Annotated in this window: 17 protein-coding genes and 1 pseudogene; 14 read left to right on the top strand and 4 right to left on the bottom strand. The window is 63.1% G+C overall.

The features are described from left to right. Positions 1–222 precede the first annotated feature (222 nt). The 4 genes from ACOJCM_RS18730 (at position 223) to ACOJCM_RS18715 (ending at position 4,425) form a co-directional block, all read left to right on the top strand. Positions 223–534, top strand: coding sequence for a hypothetical protein (locus tag ACOJCM_RS18730; RefSeq protein ID WP_445213595.1), 312 nt, complete (start codon positions 223–225; stop codon positions 532–534). A gap of 21 nt (positions 535–555) precedes the next feature. Continuing rightward, entirely contained in the window at positions 556–1,764 is a 1,209-nt protein-coding gene (locus ACOJCM_RS18725) for a M24 family metallopeptidase (protein WP_445213594.1), read from the top strand. Between the two features lie 111 nt (positions 1,765–1,875). Continuing rightward, positions 1,876–2,634 carry a creatininase gene (locus tag ACOJCM_RS18720; protein WP_445213593.1) on the top strand — a complete coding sequence of 253 codons (759 nt, stop codon included), beginning with the start codon at positions 1,876–1,878 and terminating at the stop codon, positions 2,632–2,634. Positions 2,635–2,694: 60 nt separating this feature from the next. Further along, entirely contained in the window at positions 2,695–4,425 is a 1,731-nt protein-coding gene (locus ACOJCM_RS18715) for a BCCT family transporter (RefSeq protein ID WP_445213592.1), read from the top strand. Positions 4,426–4,492: 67 nt separating this feature from the next. Here the strand turns inward: ACOJCM_RS18715 and ACOJCM_RS18710 are convergent, their stop codons facing one another. Further along, a complete protein-coding gene (locus ACOJCM_RS18710; RefSeq protein ID WP_445213591.1) occupies positions 4,493–5,332 on the bottom strand; it encodes a LysR family transcriptional regulator in 840 nt (279 codons plus the stop codon). A 191-nt stretch (positions 5,333–5,523) separates the two neighbouring features. On the opposite strand from ACOJCM_RS18710, the gene ACOJCM_RS18705 reads away from it, so the two are divergent. The 9 genes and pseudogenes from ACOJCM_RS18705 to ACOJCM_RS18665 all read left to right on the top strand — a co-directional run bounded on the left by ACOJCM_RS18705 (position 5,524) and on the right by ACOJCM_RS18665 (position 16,690). After that, on the top strand, positions 5,524–6,561 hold the full coding sequence (locus ACOJCM_RS18705) for a GlxA family transcriptional regulator (protein ID WP_445213590.1): 1,038 nt from the start codon (positions 5,524–5,526) through the stop codon (positions 6,559–6,561). 275 nt (positions 6,562–6,836) lie between these two features. Next, positions 6,837–8,135, top strand: a complete 1,299-nt coding sequence (glyA, locus tag ACOJCM_RS18700) for a serine hydroxymethyltransferase (RefSeq protein ID WP_445213589.1) — start codon at positions 6,837–6,839, stop codon at positions 8,133–8,135. Positions 8,136–8,184: 49 nt separating this feature from the next. After that, positions 8,185–9,435, top strand: coding sequence for a sarcosine oxidase subunit beta family protein (locus ACOJCM_RS18695; protein WP_445213588.1), 1,251 nt, complete (start codon positions 8,185–8,187; stop codon positions 9,433–9,435). Positions 9,436–9,447: 12 nt separating this feature from the next. Next, entirely contained in the window at positions 9,448–9,840 is a 393-nt protein-coding gene (locus ACOJCM_RS18690) for a sarcosine oxidase subunit delta (protein WP_445213587.1), read from the top strand. After that, positions 9,837–12,887 carry a sarcosine oxidase subunit alpha gene (locus tag ACOJCM_RS18685; RefSeq protein WP_445213586.1) on the top strand — a complete coding sequence of 1,017 codons (3,051 nt, stop codon included), beginning with the start codon at positions 9,837–9,839 and terminating at the stop codon, positions 12,885–12,887. The genes ACOJCM_RS18690 and ACOJCM_RS18685 overlap by 4 nt, the downstream gene beginning before the upstream one ends. Further along, positions 12,880–13,530 (top strand): sarcosine oxidase subunit gamma, encoded by a 651-nt coding sequence (locus ACOJCM_RS18680; protein ID WP_445213585.1) that lies wholly within the window; start codon positions 12,880–12,882, stop codon positions 13,528–13,530. The genes ACOJCM_RS18685 and ACOJCM_RS18680 overlap by 8 nt, the downstream gene beginning before the upstream one ends. A 164-nt stretch (positions 13,531–13,694) precedes the next feature. After that, positions 13,695–14,561 carry a formyltetrahydrofolate deformylase gene (purU, locus tag ACOJCM_RS18675; RefSeq protein WP_445213584.1) on the top strand — a complete coding sequence of 289 codons (867 nt, stop codon included), beginning with the start codon at positions 13,695–13,697 and terminating at the stop codon, positions 14,559–14,561. A 74-nt stretch (positions 14,562–14,635) separates the two neighbouring features. Next, positions 14,636–15,826 (top strand): annotated as a pseudogene (locus tag ACOJCM_RS18670) (prolyl oligopeptidase family protein); the annotation flags it as partial. 210 nt (positions 15,827–16,036) lie between these two features. Beyond that, positions 16,037–16,690: a prolyl oligopeptidase family serine peptidase gene (locus ACOJCM_RS18665; protein ID WP_445213605.1), complete on the top strand. Its 654-nt coding sequence runs from the start codon at positions 16,037–16,039 to the stop codon at positions 16,688–16,690. 3 nt (positions 16,691–16,693) lie between these two features. On the opposite strand, the gene ACOJCM_RS18660 is transcribed toward ACOJCM_RS18665, so the two are convergent. The 3 genes from ACOJCM_RS18660 to ACOJCM_RS18650 all read right to left on the bottom strand — a co-directional run bounded on the left by ACOJCM_RS18660 (position 16,694) and on the right by ACOJCM_RS18650 (position 19,957). Then, positions 16,694–17,335, bottom strand: coding sequence for a TetR/AcrR family transcriptional regulator (locus tag ACOJCM_RS18660; RefSeq protein WP_445213583.1), 642 nt, complete (start codon positions 17,333–17,335; stop codon positions 16,694–16,696). Further along, entirely contained in the window at positions 17,335–19,371 is a 2,037-nt protein-coding gene (locus tag ACOJCM_RS18655; protein ID WP_445213582.1) for an oxidoreductase, read from the bottom strand. The genes ACOJCM_RS18660 and ACOJCM_RS18655 overlap by 1 nt, the downstream gene beginning before the upstream one ends. 127 nt (positions 19,372–19,498) lie before the next feature. Beyond that, positions 19,499–19,957 carry a thioesterase family protein gene (locus tag ACOJCM_RS18650; protein WP_445213581.1) on the bottom strand — a complete coding sequence of 153 codons (459 nt, stop codon included), beginning with the start codon at positions 19,955–19,957 and terminating at the stop codon, positions 19,499–19,501. 222 nt (positions 19,958–20,179) lie between these two features. Here ACOJCM_RS18650 and ACOJCM_RS18645 point away from each other — a divergent pair, with 222 nt between their 5' ends. After that, positions 20,180–21,763 carry an ABC transporter substrate-binding protein gene (locus ACOJCM_RS18645; protein WP_445213580.1) on the top strand — a complete coding sequence of 528 codons (1,584 nt, stop codon included), beginning with the start codon at positions 20,180–20,182 and terminating at the stop codon, positions 21,761–21,763. The last annotated feature ends 13 nt before the right edge of the window (positions 21,764–21,776 follow it).

Genomic DNA, 21,776 nt, shown 5'->3' with positions numbered 1-21,776 from the left:
AAGACACCCTGCCGGATATTCCCGGCAGGGTGTCTTCTCATATTGCCCAGCGGCAACGCGATACCGAAGACGCTTTGAAGCCTTACCCTCCCTCTCGCTCCCATACTGTCAGTCACTTCATCTTTCTCGCATTGCTGTCGCCAATGCGCCTATTTGCACTAGTCATTGGTGTTGCCGACCCGTGCTGGCCATAGTCATTCCAGACGGCTGGAGAACGCAGAAATGAAACATTGGCGGCTGGTGTTGAGAGTGGGTTCCGACTCGATGGTGTTACAAGACGTCGGTGAACTGAAGCGAAATGTCGCTGCCTTCCTGCGCGTGGATAAGACCTACGAAGTAGCCTGTCTCGGCATCCACATGTTCGGTATCGACTTCATGGCCGAGGATGACGAATTCAACCACATCATGTGTCTGGTGAAGATACTGGAAAATAGATACCGACTTTCCATCATGCAGTTCAACGAAATTGACGTCGCCAATGAAACTGGCGTGACAGTAAAAGTCGGTGCCCAACCTGCGACGCGTGTCGCATGAAGAGACGAAGGAGAAAACAAGATGAAACTTCCATCGCTGATCGAAATCCCCAACGGCGAGAAGGTCGTGCCGACGTTTTCCGATGCCGAGATGCAGAGTCGTCTCGCCCGGTTGCGGGAGTATATGGCAGCCAATGATGTCGATGCCGTCGTGCTGACCTCGTACCACAATATCAATTACTTCAGTGACTTCGTTTATTGCAAGTTCGGGCGTGATTACGGCCTGGTCGTGACTCAGGATCGCTTTACCACCGTTACCGCCAATATCGATGGTGGCCAGCCCTATCGGCGCAATCGCCTGGGCGACAATATTGTCTATACCGATTGGCAGAAGGACAACTTCTTCAAGGCAGTGAAGCAGCTCTGCGAAGGCAAGCGCCGGGTGGGCGTCGAGTTCGACCACCTGACCTTGCAAAACCAGCAGAAACTGCTGTCGGCGCTTGGCGAGGTGGAGCTGGTCGATATCGGTGCGCCGACCATGAAGATGCGGATGATCAAGTCGGCCGAGGAGATTGCGCTGATCCGCCAGGGCGCGCGAATTGCCGATGTGGGTGGGGTGGCCGTGCGCGATGCCATTCATGCCGGTGTGCCTGAGTACGAAGTGTCCCTGGCCGGGCAGGCCGCCATGGTGCGTGAGATCGCCAAGACCTACCCCCACAGCGAGTTGATGGACACCTGGGTCTGGTTCCAGTCCGGCATCAACACCGACGGCGCCCACAACCCGGTGACCAGCCGACGCGTACAGCCTGGAGACATCCTCAGCCTGAACACCTTCCCCATGATCTCGGGCTACTACACCGCGCTGGAGCGTACCCTATTCCTCGGCCACGCCTCTGACGAGCATCTGAGGCTCTGGGAAGTGAACTGCGAGGTGCATCGCCGCGGCCAGGAGCTGATCAAACCCGGAGTGCGCTGCTGCGACATTGCACATGAGCTCAACGAGATCTTCGCCAAGCACGACCTGCTGCAGTACCGCACCTTTGGCTATGGTCACTCCTTCGGTACCCTGAGCCACTACTACGGCCGCGAGGCGGGGCTCGAGCTGCGCGAAGACATCGAGACCGTGCTCGAACCCAACATGGTCGTCTCCATGGAACCGATGATCATGGTGCCGGAAGGGCGCCCGGGAGCCGGCGGCTATCGTGAGCACGATATTCTGGTGGTCAATGATCACGGTGCCGAGAATATCACCGGATTCCCGTATGGGCCGGAGCATAATATCATCAAGTAATTGGGAAGAATAAAGGGGAGCGAAGCTCCCCTTTGTTGTTTGATGCTGTTACCGCTTACTGGTTAGTAATTGTCCGCGGCGTTGCAGAATTTTTGCTTCGGGGTAATCGAGATGAAAGATGTCAAGATTGAGAACATGAGCTGGGTTTCCTACAAGGAGCGCACCGAGAAAGGTAAATGCAAGATCATCCTTCCTGTGGGGGCCATTGAACAGCATGGTCCGCATATGTCGCTCAACCCGGATGTGTTGATTCCAAGCCACATTGCTGAAAGGGTGGCTGAACAAGCTGGCAACATGCTCGTTGCACCGGCTATCAGCTACGGATACAAGTCGCAAGTAAAATCAGGCGGCGGTAATTTCTTTCCTGGCACCACTTGCGTATCCGGCAGTTCCTTGGAGCACTATGTTTATGATGTATTAGAGGCTTACGTGAACCATGGGAATCGAGAGTTTATTTTAATAAATGGCCATTTTGAGAACTCGGCGTATCTCTGTGAGGCAGCCGACAAGTTGGTCAAGAATTGCCTGACACAGAATATTGCCGTCAAGGTATATTTGCTGTCCTATTGGGATTTCATCAGTGAAGAAACCATCGAAAAAGTATTTCCAGATGGCTTCACGGGATGGGCCGTTGAGCATGGGGGCGTTCTTGAGACTTCGATCATGTTGAAGCTTCATCCGGAGCTAGTCGACATGACCAAGGCAGTAGATGTGCAGCCGGCATCATTTCCTCCTTACGATGTCTTTCCTCCGGATCCCTCCTGGGTTGCGTCTTCCGGCACCCTCTCTTCTCCGCTTAAGGCGACAGCGGAAAAAGGGCAGATGATCCTCGATGAATGCGTCTTGGGAATCGTCAGGTATTTGAGATAAAGCTTCCCGCCATGACCGTATAGTGTGCCTGGCAATTACAAAAACAGTATGGAGACGAGTATGTCAAACAGCAATAACGATTACGGAAGGGGAAGGGAGAAGAAAGTGTCTCTCGAGCCCGTAGAAATCCCTCGTTTTACGGGGCGGGACCTTCCCCCCATGGGCAGATTGGTCATACAGTTTACGCCTCCGTTGGCGATCGTTGCGCTCATTGTCCTCGTGCTGAGCAGACCGGATAGCGTAGCTGCAGTAATTTACGATATGCGAACTTTCGTCACCGGTGGCTTTACTTGGCTATTCATACTTTATTCACTCTTTGCCGTAGCAGTATGCGCCTGGCTCGCTTTCAGCAAGCTTGGCAAACGGGTGCGGCTGGGTGGCCCTGGTGCGAAACCCGAGTACAGCAACTTTGCCTGGTACTCGATGCTCTTCGCCTGCGGACAAGGTATAGGGCTGATTTTCTGGTCGGTGGCACAGCCAATCATGCTTCGCGACGAAAGCCCGGTGATCCAGGCGCTGGAGGGCAATGTCGCGGGGGGAGGGCTCGCCTGGGCCTACTTCCACTGGGGCTTTACCGCTTGGGCCATGTACTGTGTGGTGGCTGTCTGCCTGGCCTACTCGCATCACAACCTGGGCAAGACCCTAACTTTCCGTGAGGCAACGGTGGATATGTTGCCGCCGTGGGCGCGCGGTAGTGCGGGTGTGGTTGTCGAACTCTTGGCTATCATGGCGACGATACTGGGCCTATCTACATCGTTCGGCTTCGCGGCGATGCAATTCTCGTCGGGCCTAGCATCCTTCGCCGGGCTGTCCTCGGGGCCGGGTGTCTGGATTTTCGTCATTGTTGGGCTGGGCACGGCTGCGGCCATTTCCGCCTTCTTTGGCATCAGTCGGGGGATGCGGATGATCAGTGAAACCAACTCGGTGCTGAGTGTCGTTCTCGTAGTTGCCGTCTTCGTGTTCGGGCCCACGCTGTACATTATTTCCAATATCACCGAAAGTTTTGGCGCTTTCTTCAATAACTTCATCTCCATGAGCTTCTGGACGGATGCCCCAAGCACCGCCGAGCCGCTCTCTTCCTGGCAGGATAGCTGGAATGGCTGGTGGACCGTATTCATTTGGTGCTGGGTCATCGCCTTCTCACCTTTCGTGGCTGGATTCATTGCCCGTATCTCGCGTGGCCGGACACTCCGTGAGTTTGTCATCGGCGTTACCGTTATTCCCTCACTCATCGTAATGGTGTGGATTGGCGTGCTGGGGTCTGCTGCGATCTACTACGATAATCGGTCAGGGCGTGGAATATCCGCTGCGGTCAACGAGAACATCTCCAGTGGCCTGTTTGCCATGCTGGAATCCATTCCCCTGGTTGGCAGCCTGCTACTGGTGGTGGCCACGGTGCTGGTAGCGACCTACTACGTCACCTCGCTGGATGCCGGCACATACGCACTGGCGGATTTCGTGTCAGCGCCGAAAAGGGCAGGGGCATGGTTCCGCGTGGTCCTGGTCATCAGTATCGCCACGGTGGCGACTGTACTACTGACGCTTGGCGGTAGTGCTGTCGTCGATACGGTCCAGACCGGCACCATCATTGGCGCTTTCCCTTTCTCCATCGTTATCTTGCTGATGATCGTCAATACGATTAGGCGGCTCCTCAGTCGTGACAGATCGGTTCAGCAGCTCGAGAAGGTGGTGAATGATCCGGACCCAAGTGTAAGGCTGGAAATAAACGACGATGGTGAAGTGCATACCACGCATGGGCCGTTCGAGGCACGTGGGTTAGGCCCTCGGTAAGTTTCTCCACGATGATCAGCCTGGCAGCCACGATATGGTTGCCAGGCATGTTTCTATTCGACTTAGGCTATATGTTGGCAATGCCGGAGCGAAGGAAATCGAGCACGTGGCGAGAAGCGACGTTGAGCTCGCGTTCCTTGTAGTACAAGCCGATACATACCTTGCCCAGTTCGGGGAGATGCGTGGAGCTGGCGGTGTGTTTCAAATGCTCGGGGATCACCGATCTGGCCATCGCCGTGATGCCCAGGCCTTCTTCTACTGCCGAGAATATTCCCAGCAGGCTGGTGCTGGTGTACATGAAGCGAAAAGGGTGTCGCTGTGATTGAAGGGCTTCTTCCATGAGGGAGCGATAGACGCAACCCAGCGGGTAGGCAATCAGCGGAATGGGTTCATCATAACCATTGATGAGCCGACTGTCCTTGTAGACCCACTCTAGGCTTTCCAGCCGGTAGTCGCGTGGGTCTCTGTCCTCGTCCTCCTTGTTGTGCTCCATGGCCAGCGCGATGTCGTAATGTCCCTTCTGGTAGCGCTGAAGGATCAGTTTGCTGATCTCGCAGTCGACCTCGACGAAAATGTTGGGATAAACGCGCGAAAGGTTCCTCAGGGCCTTGGGAAGAAACGCCAGTTCGAAGTCGTTGGGAATGCCGAGCCTGACCTTGCCGGAAATATTGTCTCCCCGGACCTTGGCGATGATCTGGTCATTGATCTCCAGCATCTGGCGAGCGGCTTCGTAGAGGTATTCGCCGTCTTCGGTCAACTCGAGGCTAGAGCCACGCAAGAAGATCTTGGTGCCAAGGATCTCTTCCAGCTTCTTGACCTGCAGGCTGATCGCTGGTTGTGAGCGACCCAGCAGCTCCCCGGCACTGGTGAAGCCTCCCAGGTCCTTTATGGTAACGAAAGTTCTCAAAAGGTCTGTCGGTATATTGGTCATTATCTTGTCAAGCTAATATAGGGGCGGCTTGCACCACCTGGTGCACAAGATCCTTGCACACCGGATGGCATCTTGTCTGTCCTGTAGAATCGGATAGAGTCGATCCGAGAGATACCCAGCCTGCCTGGTTCTTTCGCAACAACCGTCATGATGACGCAGGAGCCGCCATGAATCTTCCTATCAGGGGCGAACCCCTCTCGGTCGGCTTCGTCCTGCTGCATCGCTTCACCCTGCTGCCGTTCGCTGCCTTCGTCGACTGCCTGCGTCTGGCCGCCGACGAGGGCGACCGCTCGCGCCAGCTGCGCTGCCACTGGACCTTCATGACCAGCATGGGTGAGCCGGCGGCTTCCAGCTGTGGGGCTTCCATCACCCCCTGTGAGCCCTTTCGCGATCCGGCGAGCTTCGACTACATCGTGGTGATCGGCGGCGTGCTGGACGACGCCGACCGGGCCGATACCACGGCGCTGGCCTACCTGCGACGGGCGGCGAGCGCTCAGGTGCCGTTGGTCGGGCTATGCACGGGTGCCTTCGCCCTGATCCAGGCTGGCCTGATGAATGGACGGCGCTGTTGCGTCAGCTGGTACCACCACCGCGACATGATCCAGCGCTTCCCGACCATCGAGCCGGTGGCCGACCGGCTGTTCGTCGACGATGGCGACCGGCTCACCTGTGCCGGCGGCTCGGCGGGGGCAGACCTGGCGGCCTACCTGGTCGAGCGGCACCTGGGCAAGGCCTGGGCGATGAAGAGCCTGCGCATCATGCTGCTCGAGGAAGCCCGCGCCGGGGCGCACCCCCAACCCCAACCGGTGGTGTTCGGCAAGATCGAGGATCGCCTGGTGCGCCGTTCCATCGCCGTGCTCGAGCAGCACCTGGGTGAGCCGATCGCCATGGAAGCGCTGGCGGAGCGGGTCGGCACGTCAAGACGGAACCTGGAGCGCCGCTTCCGCGAGACGCTGGGGGTCGGGCCGCAGAAGTTCGCCCGCGACCTGCGCCTGCGCTACGGGCTGTGGCTACTGCACTACACCGGCAAGAGCGTCACCGAGATCGGCGAGCGCTGTGGCTTCGCGGATACGGCGCATTTTTCGCGCCACTTCCGCAACGCCTTTGGCATGCCGCCGTCGGAGATGCGCAAGCGTGCCGAGGAGCCGGGAAGCGACCGGGTCGACCCGTTCTTCCTGCATATCGAATCCCGTCCTGCGGGCTGAGCCCGATAGGCGCTAGCTCCCGTATCACAAGCGACCTGGGCGCATCGAAGCAGCGCCCGGGGAGGTGTCCCCCAAAGGTCGAACACCGCGTCCTTCCGTGCCTGTCATTCAGCAAAGCTGTCGCATTTGTTCAATCTTTGATCTGCTGGCTCCGCTAATAATTCCAGGGTGAGTCGATCGCACTGCGCGACGCTTATCCGGACATAAGGATTTCAAATTTCTTCCCCCAGCGGGCTGCCGATAGATTCAACGGGGCATAACAACAGGAGTCAGTCATGAACCAAGCCGGTCTCGCCTCATTCGATACCCAGATCGCTACCGCCATCGCCGATGAAATGGCGCGCCAGGAGGCGCACGTCGAGCTGATTGCCTCGGAGAACTACGCCAGCCGCGCGGTGATGGAGGCTCAGGGCACCCAGCTGACCAACAAGTACGCCGAGGGCTACCCGGGCAAGCGCTACTATGGCGGCTGCGAACACGTCGACGTGGTCGAGAAGCTCGCCATCGAGCGCGCCTGCGACCTGTTCAGCGCCGACTACGCCAACGTACAGCCCCACTCCGGCGCCCAGGCCAATGCCGCCGCCTTCATGGCCCTGGTCAAGCCGGGCGATACCGTGCTCGGCATGAGCCTGGCCCACGGCGGCCACCTGACCCATGGCGCCGCGCCCAACTTCTCTGGCAAGCACTACCACGCCGTGCAGTACGGCCTTAACGCCGACACCGGCGAGATCGACTACGCCGAGGTCGAACGCCTGGCACGCAGCCACAAGCCCAAGCTGATCATCGCCGGATTTTCCGCCTACTCGCGCGTGGTGGACTGGCGCCGGTTCCGCGCCATTGCCGACGAGGTTGGCGCCTGGTTCATGGTCGACATGGCCCACATTGCGGGGCTGGTCGCTGCCGGACTCTACCCGAGCCCGATCCCGCATGCCCACGTGGTCACCACGACCACGCACAAGACCCTGCGCGGCCCGCGCGGCGGCCTGATCCTCTCCGCTCATGGCGACCCGGAGCTCTACAAGAAGCTCAACGGCGCAGTCTTCCCCGGCCAGCAGGGCGGCCCGCTGATGCACGTGATCGCGGCCAAGGCGGTGGCCTTCAAGGAGGCCATGAGCCAGGCCTTCGTGCAGTACCAGCAGCGGGTAATCGACAACGCCCGTGGCATGGCCCAGGTGTTCGTTGAGCGCGGCTACGACGTCGTCTCCGGCGGCACCGATGACCACCTGTTCCTGGTCTCGCTGATCCGCCAGGGCGTGACCGGCAAGGACGCCGACGCCGCGCTGGGCCGCGCGCATATCACGGTCAACAAGAACGCCGTGCCCAACGACCCGCAAAGCCCCTTCGTCACCTCGGGCCTGCGCATCGGCACTCCGGCGGTGACCTCACGCGGCTTCTCGGTGGAAGACTGCCAGGCTCTCGCCGGCTGGATCTGCGACATCCTCGACGTGCTGGCCGAGCAAGGCAGCACCGATGCCGTGGAAGCCGAGGTGCGCGAGAAGGTCGCCGAGCTCTGTGAACGGCATCCGGTCTACGCCGCCGCTCCGGCAGCCGCAAAAGAAGCCGCCACCGCCTGAACCCGCCAGTGCCGGCCCTGCCCAGCGGGGCCGGTCGAGGAGAGAGAAGATGCAACGCTATTCAGGTTTCGGGCTGGCCAAGCACGCCCTCAGCCACCACGAGAACTGGGAGCGCCAGTGGCGCAACCCCACTCCGAAGAAGCAGTACGACGTGATCATCGTCGGCGGTGGCGGTCACGGTCTGGCGACCGCCTACTACCTGGCCAAGGAGCACGGCATCAAGAACGTGGCCGTGGTCGAGAAGGGCTGGCTGGGCGGTGGCAATACCGCGCGCAACACCACCATCGTGCGCTCCAACTACCTGTGGGACGAGGCGGCGGCCCTCTACGAGCATTCGATGAAGCTGTGGGAAGGGCTGTCGCAGGACCTCAACTACAACGTGATGTTCTCCCAGCGCGGCGTGATGAACCTGGCCCACACCCTCCAGGACATGCGCGACGTCCAGCGTCGGGTCAACGCCAACCGCCTCAACGGCATCGACAGCGAGGTGCTCACGCCCGAGCAGATCCAGGAGATCGTGCCGATCATGGATTGCTCGAAGAACGCTCGCTACCCGATCCTCGGCGCCTCCTGGCAGCCGCGAGCCGGCGTGGCGCGTCACGACGCCGTGGCCTGGGGCTTTGCCCGCGCTGCCGATGCGCTGGGTGTGGATCTGCTGCAGAACACCGAGGTCACCGGCTTCAAGATCCGTGACGGCAGAGTCTTTGGGGTGCACACCAACCGGGGCGACATCGAGGCCAAGACCGTCGGCTGCGTGGCGGCAGGCAACTCCGGCGTGCTGGCCAAGATGGCCGGTTTCCGCCTGCCGCTGGAGTCCCATCCGCTGCAGGCGCTGGTCTCCGAGCCGCTCAAGCCCGTGCTCGACACCGTAGTGATGTCCAACCACGTGCACGGCTACATCAGCCAGACCGACAAGGGCGACCTGGTGATCGGCGCCGGCATCGACGGCTACAACGGCTACGGGCAGCGTGGCAGCTACCCCACCGTGGAGCATACGCTGCAGGCCATCGTCGAGATGTTCCCGATCTTCTCGCGGGTACGCATGAACCGGCAGTGGGGCGGCATCGTCGACACCTGCCCGGACGCCTGCCCGATCCTCTCCGCCACGCCGGTGAAGGGGTTGTTCTTCAACTGCGGCTGGGGCACCGGCGGCTTCAAGGCCACGCCGGGCTCGGGCCACGTGTTCGCCTGGACCCTGGCAAAGAACCAGGCCCATCCGATCGCTGCGCCGTTCAGCATCGACCGCTTCCATAGCGGCGCTCTCGTCGACGAACACGGTGCGGCCGGGGTCGCACACTAAGGAGGCATTTCCATGTTCCATATCTACTGCCCCCACTGCGAGGAGCTCCGCGAGGAAGAGGAGTTCCACCCCAAGGGCCAGGCGCATATCGAGCGGCCGAAGGACCCCGAGGCCTGCAGCGACGAGGAGTGGGGCGACTACCTGTTCTTCCGCGACAACCCGCGCGGCGTTCACCATGAGCTGTGGGTGCACGCAGTCGGCTGCCGCAAGTTCTTCAACGTCACGCGCAACACCGTGACCTACGAGATTTACGAGACCTACAAGATGGGCGAACGGCCGACGGTAACGGCCGAAAGCCTGGAGCGTCTCGAAAAACAGGGCAACGTGCAGGTCGCCGCCGGCGGCCAGCAGACCGTGGGCGCCAGCAAGGCCGCCGTGGCATCGGTCAAAGGAGAGCAGGCATGAGCCAGTCCTTGAATCAGCCGAACCGTCTCAAAGAGGGCGGGCGCATCGATCGCTCGCGCAAGCTGAGCTTCACCTTCAACGGCCAGCGCTATCAGGGCCATGCCGGCGATACGCTGGCCTCGGCGCTGCTGGCTAACGGCGTGGACGTCGTCAATCGCAGCTTCAAGTACTCGCGCCCGCGCGGCATCGTCGCCGCCGGCGCCGAGGAGCCCAATGCGCTGGTCCAGCTGGGCAGCACCGAGGCGGCTCAGGTGCCCAACGTGCGCGCCACCCAGCAGGCACTGTTCGAAGGTCTCGTGGCGCGCAGCACCAACGGCTGGCCCAGCGTGCAGCGCGACCTGATGGGGCTTGTCAGCAAGCTGGGCGGCAATTTCATGCCGCCGGGCTTCTACTACAAGACCTTCATGGCGCCGGCCTCCATGTGGATGACCTACGAAAAGTACATCCGCAAGGGTGCGGGGCTGGGCCGCAGCCCCATGGAGCCCGATCCCGACAACTATGATCACCTGCATCAGCATTGCGATCTGCTGGTCGTCGGTGCCGGCCCGGCCGGCCTGACGGCAGCGCTGGCGGCGGCGCGCAGCGGCGCCCGGGTGATCCTATGCGACGAGCAAGAGGAGATGGGCGGTTCGCTGCTCGACAGTCGCGAACTGCTCGACCACCAGCCCGCTCCCCAGTGGGTGGCGCAAGTGCTCGAAGAACTCGCCGGGTTGGCCAACGTCACGTTGCTGCCCCGTACTACCGCCAATGGCTATCACGATCACCACTTCGTGACACTGCACGAGCGGCGCACCGAGCATCTGGGCGAGACCGCTCCGGTGAAGAGCGGTTACCGTCCCAGCCGCTCGCGGATGCATCGCGTGCGTGCCGGTCAGGTGCTGCTGGCGACCGGCGCCCACGAGCGCCCGCTGGTATACGCCAACAACGACGTGCCGGGCAACTTGCTGGCCGGCGCGGTCTCGTCCTACATCCGCCGCTACGGCGTGGTGCCGGGGAACAGGCTCGTACTCTCCGTCACCAACGACCATGCCTACCGTGCTGCCCTCGACTGGGACGATGCCGGCCGCGAGGTGGTCGCTATCGTCGACGCGCGCCAGGCGCCAGACGGTGAGCTGGTGTCGCAGGCCCGCGCTCGCGGCATCCGAATCATCGAAGGTTCGGCGGTGCTCGAGGCCAAGGGAAGCAATCGTGTCAACGGCGCCCGGGTCGCCGCCATCGATACAGAGGCGTTCAAGGTGGTCGGCAAGGCCGAGACGCTGGATTGCGATACCATCGCCAGTTCCGGCGGCTACAGCCCGGTCATTCACCTGGCCTCCCACACCGGGGCGCGTCCGACCTGGAACGAGGCGATTCTCGGCTTCGTGCCGGGCCTGGTGAAGGGCGTTCATGCCGCCGGTAGCGCCCGAGGCATCCACGACCTGGCCCAAGGCATGGCCGACGGCGTGGCCATGGCCGCGCAGGCCCTCGAGACCCTCGGCATGGCTGCCAGGGCGATCGAGTTGCCGCAGGTCGACGCCCGCCGTGAAGGCGCCGCCTGTGCCCTCTACCAGGTGCCCCACGAGAAGCCGACGCTGCGCGCACCCAAGCAGTTCGTCGACCTGCAGAACGACGTCACCGCGGCGGCCATCGAGATCGCCACGCGGGAAGGCTTCGAATCCATCGAGCACGTCAAGCGCTATACCGCCATGGGCTTCGGCACCGACCAGGGCAAGCTCGGCAACATCAACGGCATGGCCATCGCCGCCCGCTGCCTGGGCAAGACGATCCCCGAAGTAGGCACCACGGTGTTCCGCCCCAACTACACCCCGGTGACCTTCGGCGCCATCGTCGGCCGCCACTGTCGCGAGCTGTTCGACCCCGAGCGCTACACCGCGCTGCATCAGTGGCACGTGGAGCACGGCGCCGAGTTCGAGGATGTCGGCCAGTGGAAGCGCCCCTGGTACTTTCCGCAGACCGTCAACGGCAAGAAGGAGACCCTGCACGAGGCGGTGGCCCGCGAGTGCCTGGCGGTGCGCGAGAAGGTTGGCATCCTCGACGCCTCGACCCTGGGCAAGATCGACATCCAGGGCCCGGACGCCCGCGAGTTCCTCAACCGCATCTATACCAACAAGTGGTTGAAGCTCGAGGTGGGGCGTGCCCGCTACGGCCTGATGTGCAAGGACGACGGCATGCTGATGGACGACGGTACCACCAGCTGCCTGGGCGAGAACCACTTCCTGATGACAACCACCACTGGTGGTGCCGCAGGCGTCATGGAGTGGCTGGAGCTGTGGCACCAGACCGAGTGGCCGGAGCTCAAGGTCTATTTCACCTCGGTAACCGACCACTGGGCGACCATGACGGTAACGGGCCCCGAGGCGCGCCACCTGCTGGCCGAAATCACCGACATCGACCTCGACCGCGACAGCTTCAAGTTCATGGACTGGCGCGAGGGTCAGGTGGCCGGCGTACCGGCACGGGTCTTCCGTATCTCCTTCACCGGCGAGCTCGCCTACGAGATCAACGTCCAGGCCAACTATGCCATGCACGTCTGGAAGACCCTGTTCGAGCACGGCGACAAGTATGGCCTGACGCCCTACGGCACGGAAACGATGCACGTGCTGCGGGCCGAGAAGGGCTTCATCATCGCCGGCCAGGACAGCGACGGCTCGGTCACCCCCGAGGACCTGGGCATGCAGTGGGCCGTCGGCTACGACAAGCCGTTCTCGTGGATCGGCAAGCGGGCGCTGTCGCGCTCCGACACCCGCCGCACGGATCGCAAGCAACTGGTGGGTTTGAAGCCGAAGGACCCCACCGTGGTGCTGGAAGAGGGCGCCCAGATCGTCTTCGATCCGGACCACCCCATTCCCATGCCCATGGTGGGTCACGTGACCTCGAGCTACTACAGCCCGACGCTGGGCAGCGGCTTCGCTCTGGCAGTGGTCAAGGGGGGGCACCAGCGCATGGGCGAGACCGTCTACCTGCCCATGGCCGACGGCAAGACACACGCCGCGGAAATCGTCGGCACGATCTTCTACGACCGCAAGGGGGAGCGCCAGCATGTCTGAATCCACTGCGACCTGGGCCAACGTCTACGACGTACGCCCCGAGACCGATATCCCGGCCGAATCCCCGCTGGCCTGGTCCTACCATGACAGCGGCCGGCCGAGCATCGGCGCCAATAGCCGTGTCGTGCTGCGCGAACGGGCGATGCTCGGCCATCTGATCCTGCGCGGTGGCGCCATCGTGCTCGACGAGGCGGTGCGCCAGGTGCTCGGCCTGGCGCTGCCGGCACGCCCCAACACGCTGAGCCGCGACGAGGGCGGCGAACGCTCGATCCAGTGGCTGTCGCCGGACGAGTGGCTCGTAATCGTGCCCGGTGGCGAGGAGTTTGCCCTGGAGCAGCGCCTGCGCGAGGCCCTGGGGGATGCCCACTACGCCATCGTCAACGTCGGCGGCGGACAGACCCTGCTCGAGCTCGAGGGCGAGCAGGCCCGCGAGTTGCTGATGAAGTCGACGCCCTACGACGTCCATCCCGAGGCCTTCCCGGTAGGCAAGGGCGTCACCACGGTGTTCGCCAAGAGCAGCCTGATTTTGCGCCGCGCCACGGAGAGCCGCTGGGAACTGGTGGTGCGAAGAAGCTTCGCCGACTACCTCTACCGCTGGTTGCTGGATGCCGGCGCGGAGTACGGAATCGGCGTGGAGCGTTGAGCCATCGTCGAGGGGCACCGGGGACAGGTCGCAGCGGGGGTCCGATTCCACGGATGGAATCGGTTGCGTACAGGGATGTATTCATAGCGCCCCCGCGGAGACCTGTCGCCGGAAAGCCCCGGCTAGCGATAATTCGGGGCTTCTGACGATAGGAGAATTTGCATATGAGTCGTAGTTCCGACATCTGGATCATGGCCGCGCAGTGCCCCAGTCGCCTGGGCACCGTCGACGTGGTGACCCGCTTCCTCAAGGAGCGGCGCTGCTACATTACCGAGCAGCAATCGTTTGATGACCGCCTGAGCGGTCGCTTCTTCATTCGCACCGAGTTCCGCCCCGAGGAGCCCGGTTTCGATGCCGAGACCTTCCAGGCCGGCTTCGCCGAGCGCGCCGCCGAGTTCGAGATGGCCTTCGAGCTGACACCCCCCGAGCGGCGCCTGCCGGTAGTGATCATGGTGTCCAAGGCCGACCACTGCCTCAACGACCTGCTCTACCGCTATCGCACCGGCCAGTTGCCGATCGACATACGCGCCATCGTCTCCAACCACCCCGACCTGGCGTCGCTGGCGGAGTGGCACGGCATTCCCTATCACCACTTCCCGATCACCGCCGACACCAAGCGCGAACAGGAGTCGCAGGTATGGGATGTGATCGAGGGGAGTGGCGCCGAGCTCGTCATCCTGGCGCGCTACATGCAGGTATTGTCGACTGAGTTGAGCGCCAGGCTCGCCGGCCGGGCGATCAACATCCACCACTCGCTGCTGCCCGGCTTCAAGGGCGCACGCCCTTACCACCAGGCCTACGAGAAGGGGGTCAAGCTGGTCGGCGCCACGGCCCACTACATCAACGACGATCTCGACGAAGGGCCGATCATCACCCAGGGGGTCGAGCCGGTCAGCCATGCCGACTACCCTGAGGACTTGATCGCCAAAGGGCGCGACATCGAGTGCCTGACCCTGGCCCGGGCGGTGGCCCTACACGTGGACCGGCGTGTTTTTCTGAATGGTAGCCGCACAGTGGTGTTCGAGCGATGAGACACCAGAGTCGTTGAGTCGACGGCCGGGGCAGGCTAGCTTGGTGGGCAAACCACGCCCACCAGGAGGCCCGCATGGCTGCCCCGCACGACGAACAAGACCCCCATCTTTGGCTGGAAGAGGTCGAGGACGAGCGCGCCTTGGCCTGGGTGCAAGCGCGCAACGCCGAGAGCCAGGCCGAACTGGCCGACACGCCCGGCTTCGCCGAGCTGCGCGGCGACCTGCAGGCGATCCTCGAGGCCGACGATCGCATCCCTTTCGTGGTCAAGCGCGGCGAGTACTTCTACAACTTCTGGTAGGACCGCGACCACCCGCGCGGGCTGTGGCGGCGCACCACGCTCGAGGAGTACCGCAAGGCGCGGCCCGAGTGGGAGGTACTGATCGACCTCGACGCGCTCAACGCCGAGGAGGGCGAGAACTGGGTGTGGCACGGCGCCCAATGCCTGCGCCCGGCCTCGCCCGGTGAGCCCTGGCGCCACTGCCTGATCTCGCTTTCCCGCGGTGGTGCCGACGCCGACGTCACCCGCGAGTTCGACTTGGTCGAGAAGCGCTGGGTCGAGAATGGCTTCTTCCGCCCCGAGGCCAAGGGCGGCCTGGGCTGGGTCGATCGCGACACGGTCTTCGTACAGACCGATTTTGGCGAAGGCTCGATGACGAGCTCCGGCTACCCGCGCATCGTCAAGCAGTGGCGGCGGGGCACGCCGATGGCCGACGCCGAGACGGTGTTCGAGGGGGAGCCCGACGACATGGCGGTGGGGGCCGGGCACGACTCGACGCCAGGCTTCGAGCGTGACTTCGTCAGCCGTGCACGGGCCTTCTACGACAACGAGCTCTACCTGCGCCAGGCCGACGGCAGCCTGCGCCGCATCGAGGTGCCCAACTCGGCCCACAAGCAGGTGCATCGCGAGTGGCTGCTGGTCGAGCTTCGCGAGCCCTGGGAGGTCGCGGGCATTACCCACCCCGCCGGCGCGCTGCTGATCGCCGACTTCGACGCCTTCATGCGCGGCGAGGGGAACCTGCGCGTGCTCTTCACCCCGACCGAGCGCACCTCGCTCTCCGACGTCACCTGGACCCGCCGCCACCTGATCCTCAACGTGCTCGATGACGTCAAGCACCGGCTTTACGTGCTGACACCGGAGAAGGAAAAGTGGCAACCGGAGCCGCTGCCCGGTGTACCGGCGCTGGGCAGCGTCAGCGTGAGCGCGGTGGACGACGAGGAGAGCGATGACGTTTTCGTCATCGTCAGCGACTACCTGACGCCGACCACGCTGCTGCATGGCCGGGTCGGCGAGGCGTTGGAGACGCTCAAGCAGGCCCCGGCGCTGTTCGACGCCGAAGGCCTGGAAGTGACCCAGCATTTCGCCACCAGCCAGGACGGTACGCCGATCCCTTACTTCCAGGTGGCCCGGCGCGATCTCGAGCCGAACGGCGAGCACCCGACCCTGCTCTACGGCTATGGTGGCTTCGAGGTGCCCATGCTACCCGGCTACAGCCCCGGCGTGGGGCGGGCCTGGCTCAGCCAGGGTGGCGTCTACGTGGTGGCCAACATTCGCGGGGGTGGCGAGTACGGCCCGCGCTGGCACCAGGCCGCGCTGCGCGAGAAGCGCCACAAGGCCTTCGAGGACTTCGCCGCCGTGGCGGAAGACCTGATCGAGCGCGGCGTCACCTCGCCGCAGCGGCTGGGCATCCAGGGCGGCTCCAATGGCGGCCTGCTGGTGGGCAATATGCTCACCCGCTATCCGCAGCTGCTCGGTGCCGTGGTGTGCCAGGTGCCGCTGCTCGACATGCGCCGCTATCACCTGCTGCTGGCCGGCGCCTCGTGGATGGCCGAGTACGGCGACCCGGAAAGCGACGACTGGCGTTTCCTGCGCGAGTATTCGCCGTACCACAACCTCGATCCCGAGACCGAGTACCCGCCGACGCTATTGATGACCAGCACCCGCGACGACCGCGTCCATCCCGGCCACGCCCGCAAGATGATGGCACGCCTGCATGAGCAGGGGCATCCGGCGCTCTACTACGAGAACATCGAAGGCGGCCACGGCGGCGCGGCGGACAACCGCCAGCGCGCCCACATGCAGGCGTTGGCGTTCACGTTTCTCGCGCAGCGGTTGATCGACGAGGAATAATCCTCAGGTCACCGTTTCCAACGCATAGCCGTGCCGGGCCTGGAAGCGCTTCAGCTCCCGGGCCTGGGGCGGCTGTCCGGTAAAGATCTCGACGTAGGCGGGGATGCGCTTCATGCGGACCTCGAGGCTTTCCTGGGTCTTCATCGAGATGTAGCCGATCTGGGTGAGGTAGATGGTGCGGCCGCGTACATTGGCCGCCAGCGGGTCATGGCCGTAGCGCTCGAACATACGCGTCAGCGCCTCGATACGGATTTCGTCCGCACGGTCGATTTCCCTTGCGACTTCCGCCGACTGCAAGGCCCAGCTACGCATGGCGAACTCCAGTTGGGAGTCGAAGAGCCCGGGGTCGAGCCAACAGTCGAAGACGTTGAGGATCGCCTCGGTAATGCTCTCGGCGTAGGCCTCGGTCTGGCGCACCAGCCCCTGGGTGTTCTTCTCCCGCCAGCGCTCGACCAGGGCGTCGAGCAGCGCCTCGCGATCCTTGAAGAACCAGTAGAAGCTGGTGCGCGACACCTTGAGCCGCTTGGCCAAGGGGAGTATCCGCACGCTGTCGACGCCGGAGTCGAGCAGCAGCTCGAAGGCGGCGTCGAGCCAGGCATTGCGGGAGCCTTTCCACTTGGTACCGCGGTCAGGGGCGGTGGGCATTAGATATCCTTTACTAGCCGCAGGGCATCGTAGATCGCCGCATGGGTATTGCGCGACTCGACGGCATCGCCGATGCGGAACAGTTGGAAGCTGCCGCCCGGGTTGCGCACGACCGCTTGGGGTCGGCCGGCGATCAGGTCGTCGTAGTCTACCTCGCCGCCGTTGCGGGCGTGTGGCTTGAGCTCGAAGTAGATGTCGGCCATCGGCGTGATGCCGTAGTTGACCACCACTTGGTCGATACGCCGCTCATGGTCCAGGTCCATGTAGTCGCTGGTGATCGTGGCGAGCAGTTCGTTGCCATCCCGTTTCGCGGCTTTCAGCCGATAGGTGGGGGTAAAAATGACGTTGGGTCGCTGCAGGGTGCGCATGTAGGGCACCAGGTTCATGGCCATGATTTCCGCCGAGAAGGTACGGTCGGGGGTCATGATCTCGAGCTCGGCACCCGTGGCGGCGATGATCTCCGCCGCCTGCATGGCGGCATGATCGCCGGCATCGTCGAACAATAGCACTCGGCTGCCCGGCGCCACGTGCCCGGAGAGGATGTCCCAGGTGTTGACCACCAGCTCGCTGCCGACCTCGGGCTGGTCTTCCATGGGGTAGCCGCCAGTGGCCACGATCACCACGTCCGGCTTCTCGGCGAGCACGTCATCGGCTTCGGCCCAGACGTTGTAGCGAATCTCGACGCCCAACGCCTCGCATTGCGCCAGACGCCAATCGATGATGCCCATCATTTCTCGGCGGCGCTCACTCTGTGCCGTGAGGCGCACCTGGCCGCCGGCATCGCTGGCGGCTTCCAGCACCAGCACATCGTGGCCCCGCTCACCGGCGACGCGGGCGGCTTCCAACCCCGCCGGCCCGGCGCCGACGATCACCACCCGGCGCTTGTTTGTCGCCTCGGAGATTGTGTGGGGCATGGTGGTTTCGCGCCCGGTGGCGGCGTTGTGGATGCAGTAGGCGGCGCCGCCCTGGTAGATACGATCGAGGCAGTAGTTGGCCCCGACGCAGGGGCGGATCTCCTCCTCGCGGCCCTCCACGATCTTGCGCACGATGTGCGGGTCGGCCATATGGGCGCGGGTCATACCGATCATGTCGACCTTGCCCGAGGCGATGGCATGGCGGGCGGTGGCGACGTCCTGAATCTTGGCGCCATGAAAGGTGGGGAAGTCTACCTGACGTTTGATTTCGCCAGCGAAGTCGAGGTGCGGAGCGCTGGGCATGCCCTGGATGGGAATCACGTCGGTGAGGCCCGGGTCGGTGTCGATATGACCGCGCACCACATTGAGGAAATCGAGCAGGCCGCTGTCCTTCAGGCGGTGTGAGATCGTCATGCCGTCTTCTGCCGTCAGCCCGCCCGGCAGCATCTCGTCGCCGGTGTAACGCACGCCGACGATGAAATTCTCGCCGACCCGCTGACGAATGGCGCGCAGCACGTCGAAGGTGAAGCGCAGCCGGTTGTCGAGATCGCCGCCGTAGGGCGCCTCGAGGGTATTGGTCAGCGGCGACCAGAACTGATCCATCAGGTGACCGTAGGCCTGCAGCTCGATGCCGTCGAGGCCGGCGGCATGCATGCGTTCGGCGGCATCGGCGTAGTCTCGGATCAGGCGCTCGATATCCCAATCCTCGACCTGCTTGGGAAAGGCGCGGTGGGACGGCTCACGACGGTGGGAAGGAGAGACCGCAGGCAGCCAGTCGCCCTTGTCCCAGCGGGTGCGCCGGCCCAGGTGAGTCAACTGAATCATCACCGCGGTGCCGTGCTCGTGGCAGGCGTCGGTGAGTTCCTTCATCCACGGCACCACCTCGTCCTTGTACGCGAGGATGTTGTTGAACACGGGAGGGCTGTCCTTCGCCACCGCCGCGGATCCCGCGGTCATGGTCAGGCCCAGGCCGGCCTTGGCCCGCTCCACATGGTAGGCGCGATAGAGCGCCTTGGGCATGCCGTCCTCAGGATAGGCGGGCTCATGCGACGTCATCATGAGCCGGTTTCGGAGGGTCAGGTGCTTGAGCTGGAAAGGCTGCAGCAGCGGGTCGTTGGCCATGGCCAGGCCTCTCTATTGTTGTATGTCTCACGACAATAGAGGGGAATGTACAGTTGTGTCAATTTAAAGTTCATCGGTGTTAAAGCGCTTGAGGCCGCTACTGCGTTGAGACTGGCGGGGCTTTGCCTCAACGCCTCGGAATGCCGATGCGCCGCCCGGCGGCTGCCGGCCAGGCATCGCTTTCTGCATGAGGCAGGCCGTCGATGGCTCCGAGCACGGCAGGCGGGAAGGGGGCGGGTCGACGGCTCTGCGCGTCGACTCCCATCAGCATCTGCTCACTGGTGGCGAGCGTCTCGCCGGCTTCGTCGGTCATCGTGAAGAACACATGCAGGCGCTTGGCATCGCGGTCGAGCAGCAGGGCCTCGACGCCCAGCGCCTGCTCCTGGTGGGCCTCGCGCCGGTAGCAGAGGTGGGTTTCCAGCGTGAACAGAGTATGGCCCAGGCGTTCGCGCCCTACGGCATCGAGGCCGATCCGTTCCATCAGCGTGTCCACCGCCAGCGAGAACACCCGGGCATATTCGGCATCGTTCATATGGCCGTTGTAATCGACCCACTCCGGGGCGACCCGGGTCGTCAGCAGTTTCATCAACCTCTCCTCGCTCTGTATTGTTTCCTTTTGTAACCTAAGACGCGTACTTGGCCGAGCAGTTTGCCAGGGAAGTAGCGCAAGGCCGGAAATGCAACTAACCACAGTCGAAATAGCGCTGAAAAGCTTTCCTAAGGTAATTCTGGCTTTCTTGGCTAAGGTATGGGAGAACCCTCTACCAGGGCGCATGCCCATCAAACGCTTGATTGAGGACATAACAAGATGCTACCCAAGAAGACCCTTCTGGCCACCGCCGTCGTCGGCGCCATGCTGGCCACCGCCGCGAATGCCGAAACCCTGCGCTGGACCCGCTCCGCGGACAGCCTGACCATGGACCCCCACTCCCAGAACGAGGGGCCGACCCACTCGGTCAATCACCAGATATTCGATACCCTCGTCTACCAGGACATGGACGTCGAGTACCAGCCCGGCCTGGCCACCGAGTGGCACGTAAAGGAGGACGAGCCCACCGTCTGGGTCTTCAAGATCCGCGAGGGCGTGACCTTCCATGAAGGCCAGTCGCTGACCGCCGAGGACGTGGTCTTCTCCATCAACCGTGCGCGGCACGAGCACTCCGACATGCGCGGCCTGCTCACCTCGATTTCCGAAGTACGTGCAGTCGATGACCACACCGTCGAGGTCGAGACCAGCGAGCCCAACCCGCTGCTGCCGAACAACTTCACCAACCTGTTCATCATGAGCCGCGAGTGGGCCGAGGAGCACGGTGTCGAGGAGCCCCAGAACTACGCCGCCGGCGAAGAGACCTTTGCGGTGCGCAACGCCAACGGCACCGGGCCGTTCCGCGTCGAGAGCCGCGAGCCCGACGTGCGTACCGTATTCGTGCGCAACGACGACTACTGGGGTATCGACCACTATCCCTTGGAGATCACCCGCCTGGTCTTCACCCCCATCGAGTCGGCTTCCACCCGCGTGGCGGCGCTGCTCTCCGGCGAGGTCGACTTTCTCCAGGAGACCCCGGTGCAGGACATCGAGCGCCTGGCCAATGCCGACGGGATCAAGAACGAGCAGGGTGCCGAAAACCGTACCATCTTCCTGGGCATGGACATGGGCTCGGCCGAGTTGCGTACCGCCGACACCGACGACAACCCCTTCGCCGATCGCCGCGTACGCGAGGCGATGAACCTGGCGGTGGATGCCAACACCATCCAGCGCGCAGTGATGCGTGGCAACTCCGAGCCGGCTGGCATGATCGCGCCGCCGTTCGTCAACGGCTACACGGAGGAGATGGACGAGGTTCCGGAGTCGGATATCGACCGCGCCCAGCAGCTGATGGAGGAGGCCGGCTACGGCGACGGCTTCCGCGTCACCCTGAACTGCCCCAACGACCGCTACGTCAACGACGAGCAGATCTGCCAGGCGGTGGTCAGCATGCTGGCGCGCATCGGCATCACCGTCGACCTGGCGGCACAGACTCGCTCTGTGCACTTCGCCGAACTGGCCCGCGAGGAGTACGATTTCTACCTGCTGGGCTGGGGCGTGCCCACCATGGACTCCGAATACATCTTCAACTACCTCTACCATACCAAGGAGGGTGACCGCGGCAGCTGGAACTTCACCGGTTACTCCGACGAGCGCGTGGACGAGCTGACCGTGGCCATGGGCCAGGAGATCGACGAGGAAGCGCGCAACGAGATGATCGCGGAAGCCTGGGACATCGTGCACGACGAGATCCTCTACATCCCAATCCACCACCAGATGCTGACCTGGTCGATGCGTGACGATATCGACTTCAAGGTACAAAGCGAGAACACGCCGCACTTCAAGTATCTGCGCTTCAATCAGTAAGTCTTACGAGGCA

The sequence above is a fragment of the Billgrantia hypersalina genome, from assembly GCF_052584175.1.
This window is presented reverse-complemented; position numbering and strand designations above follow the sequence as displayed.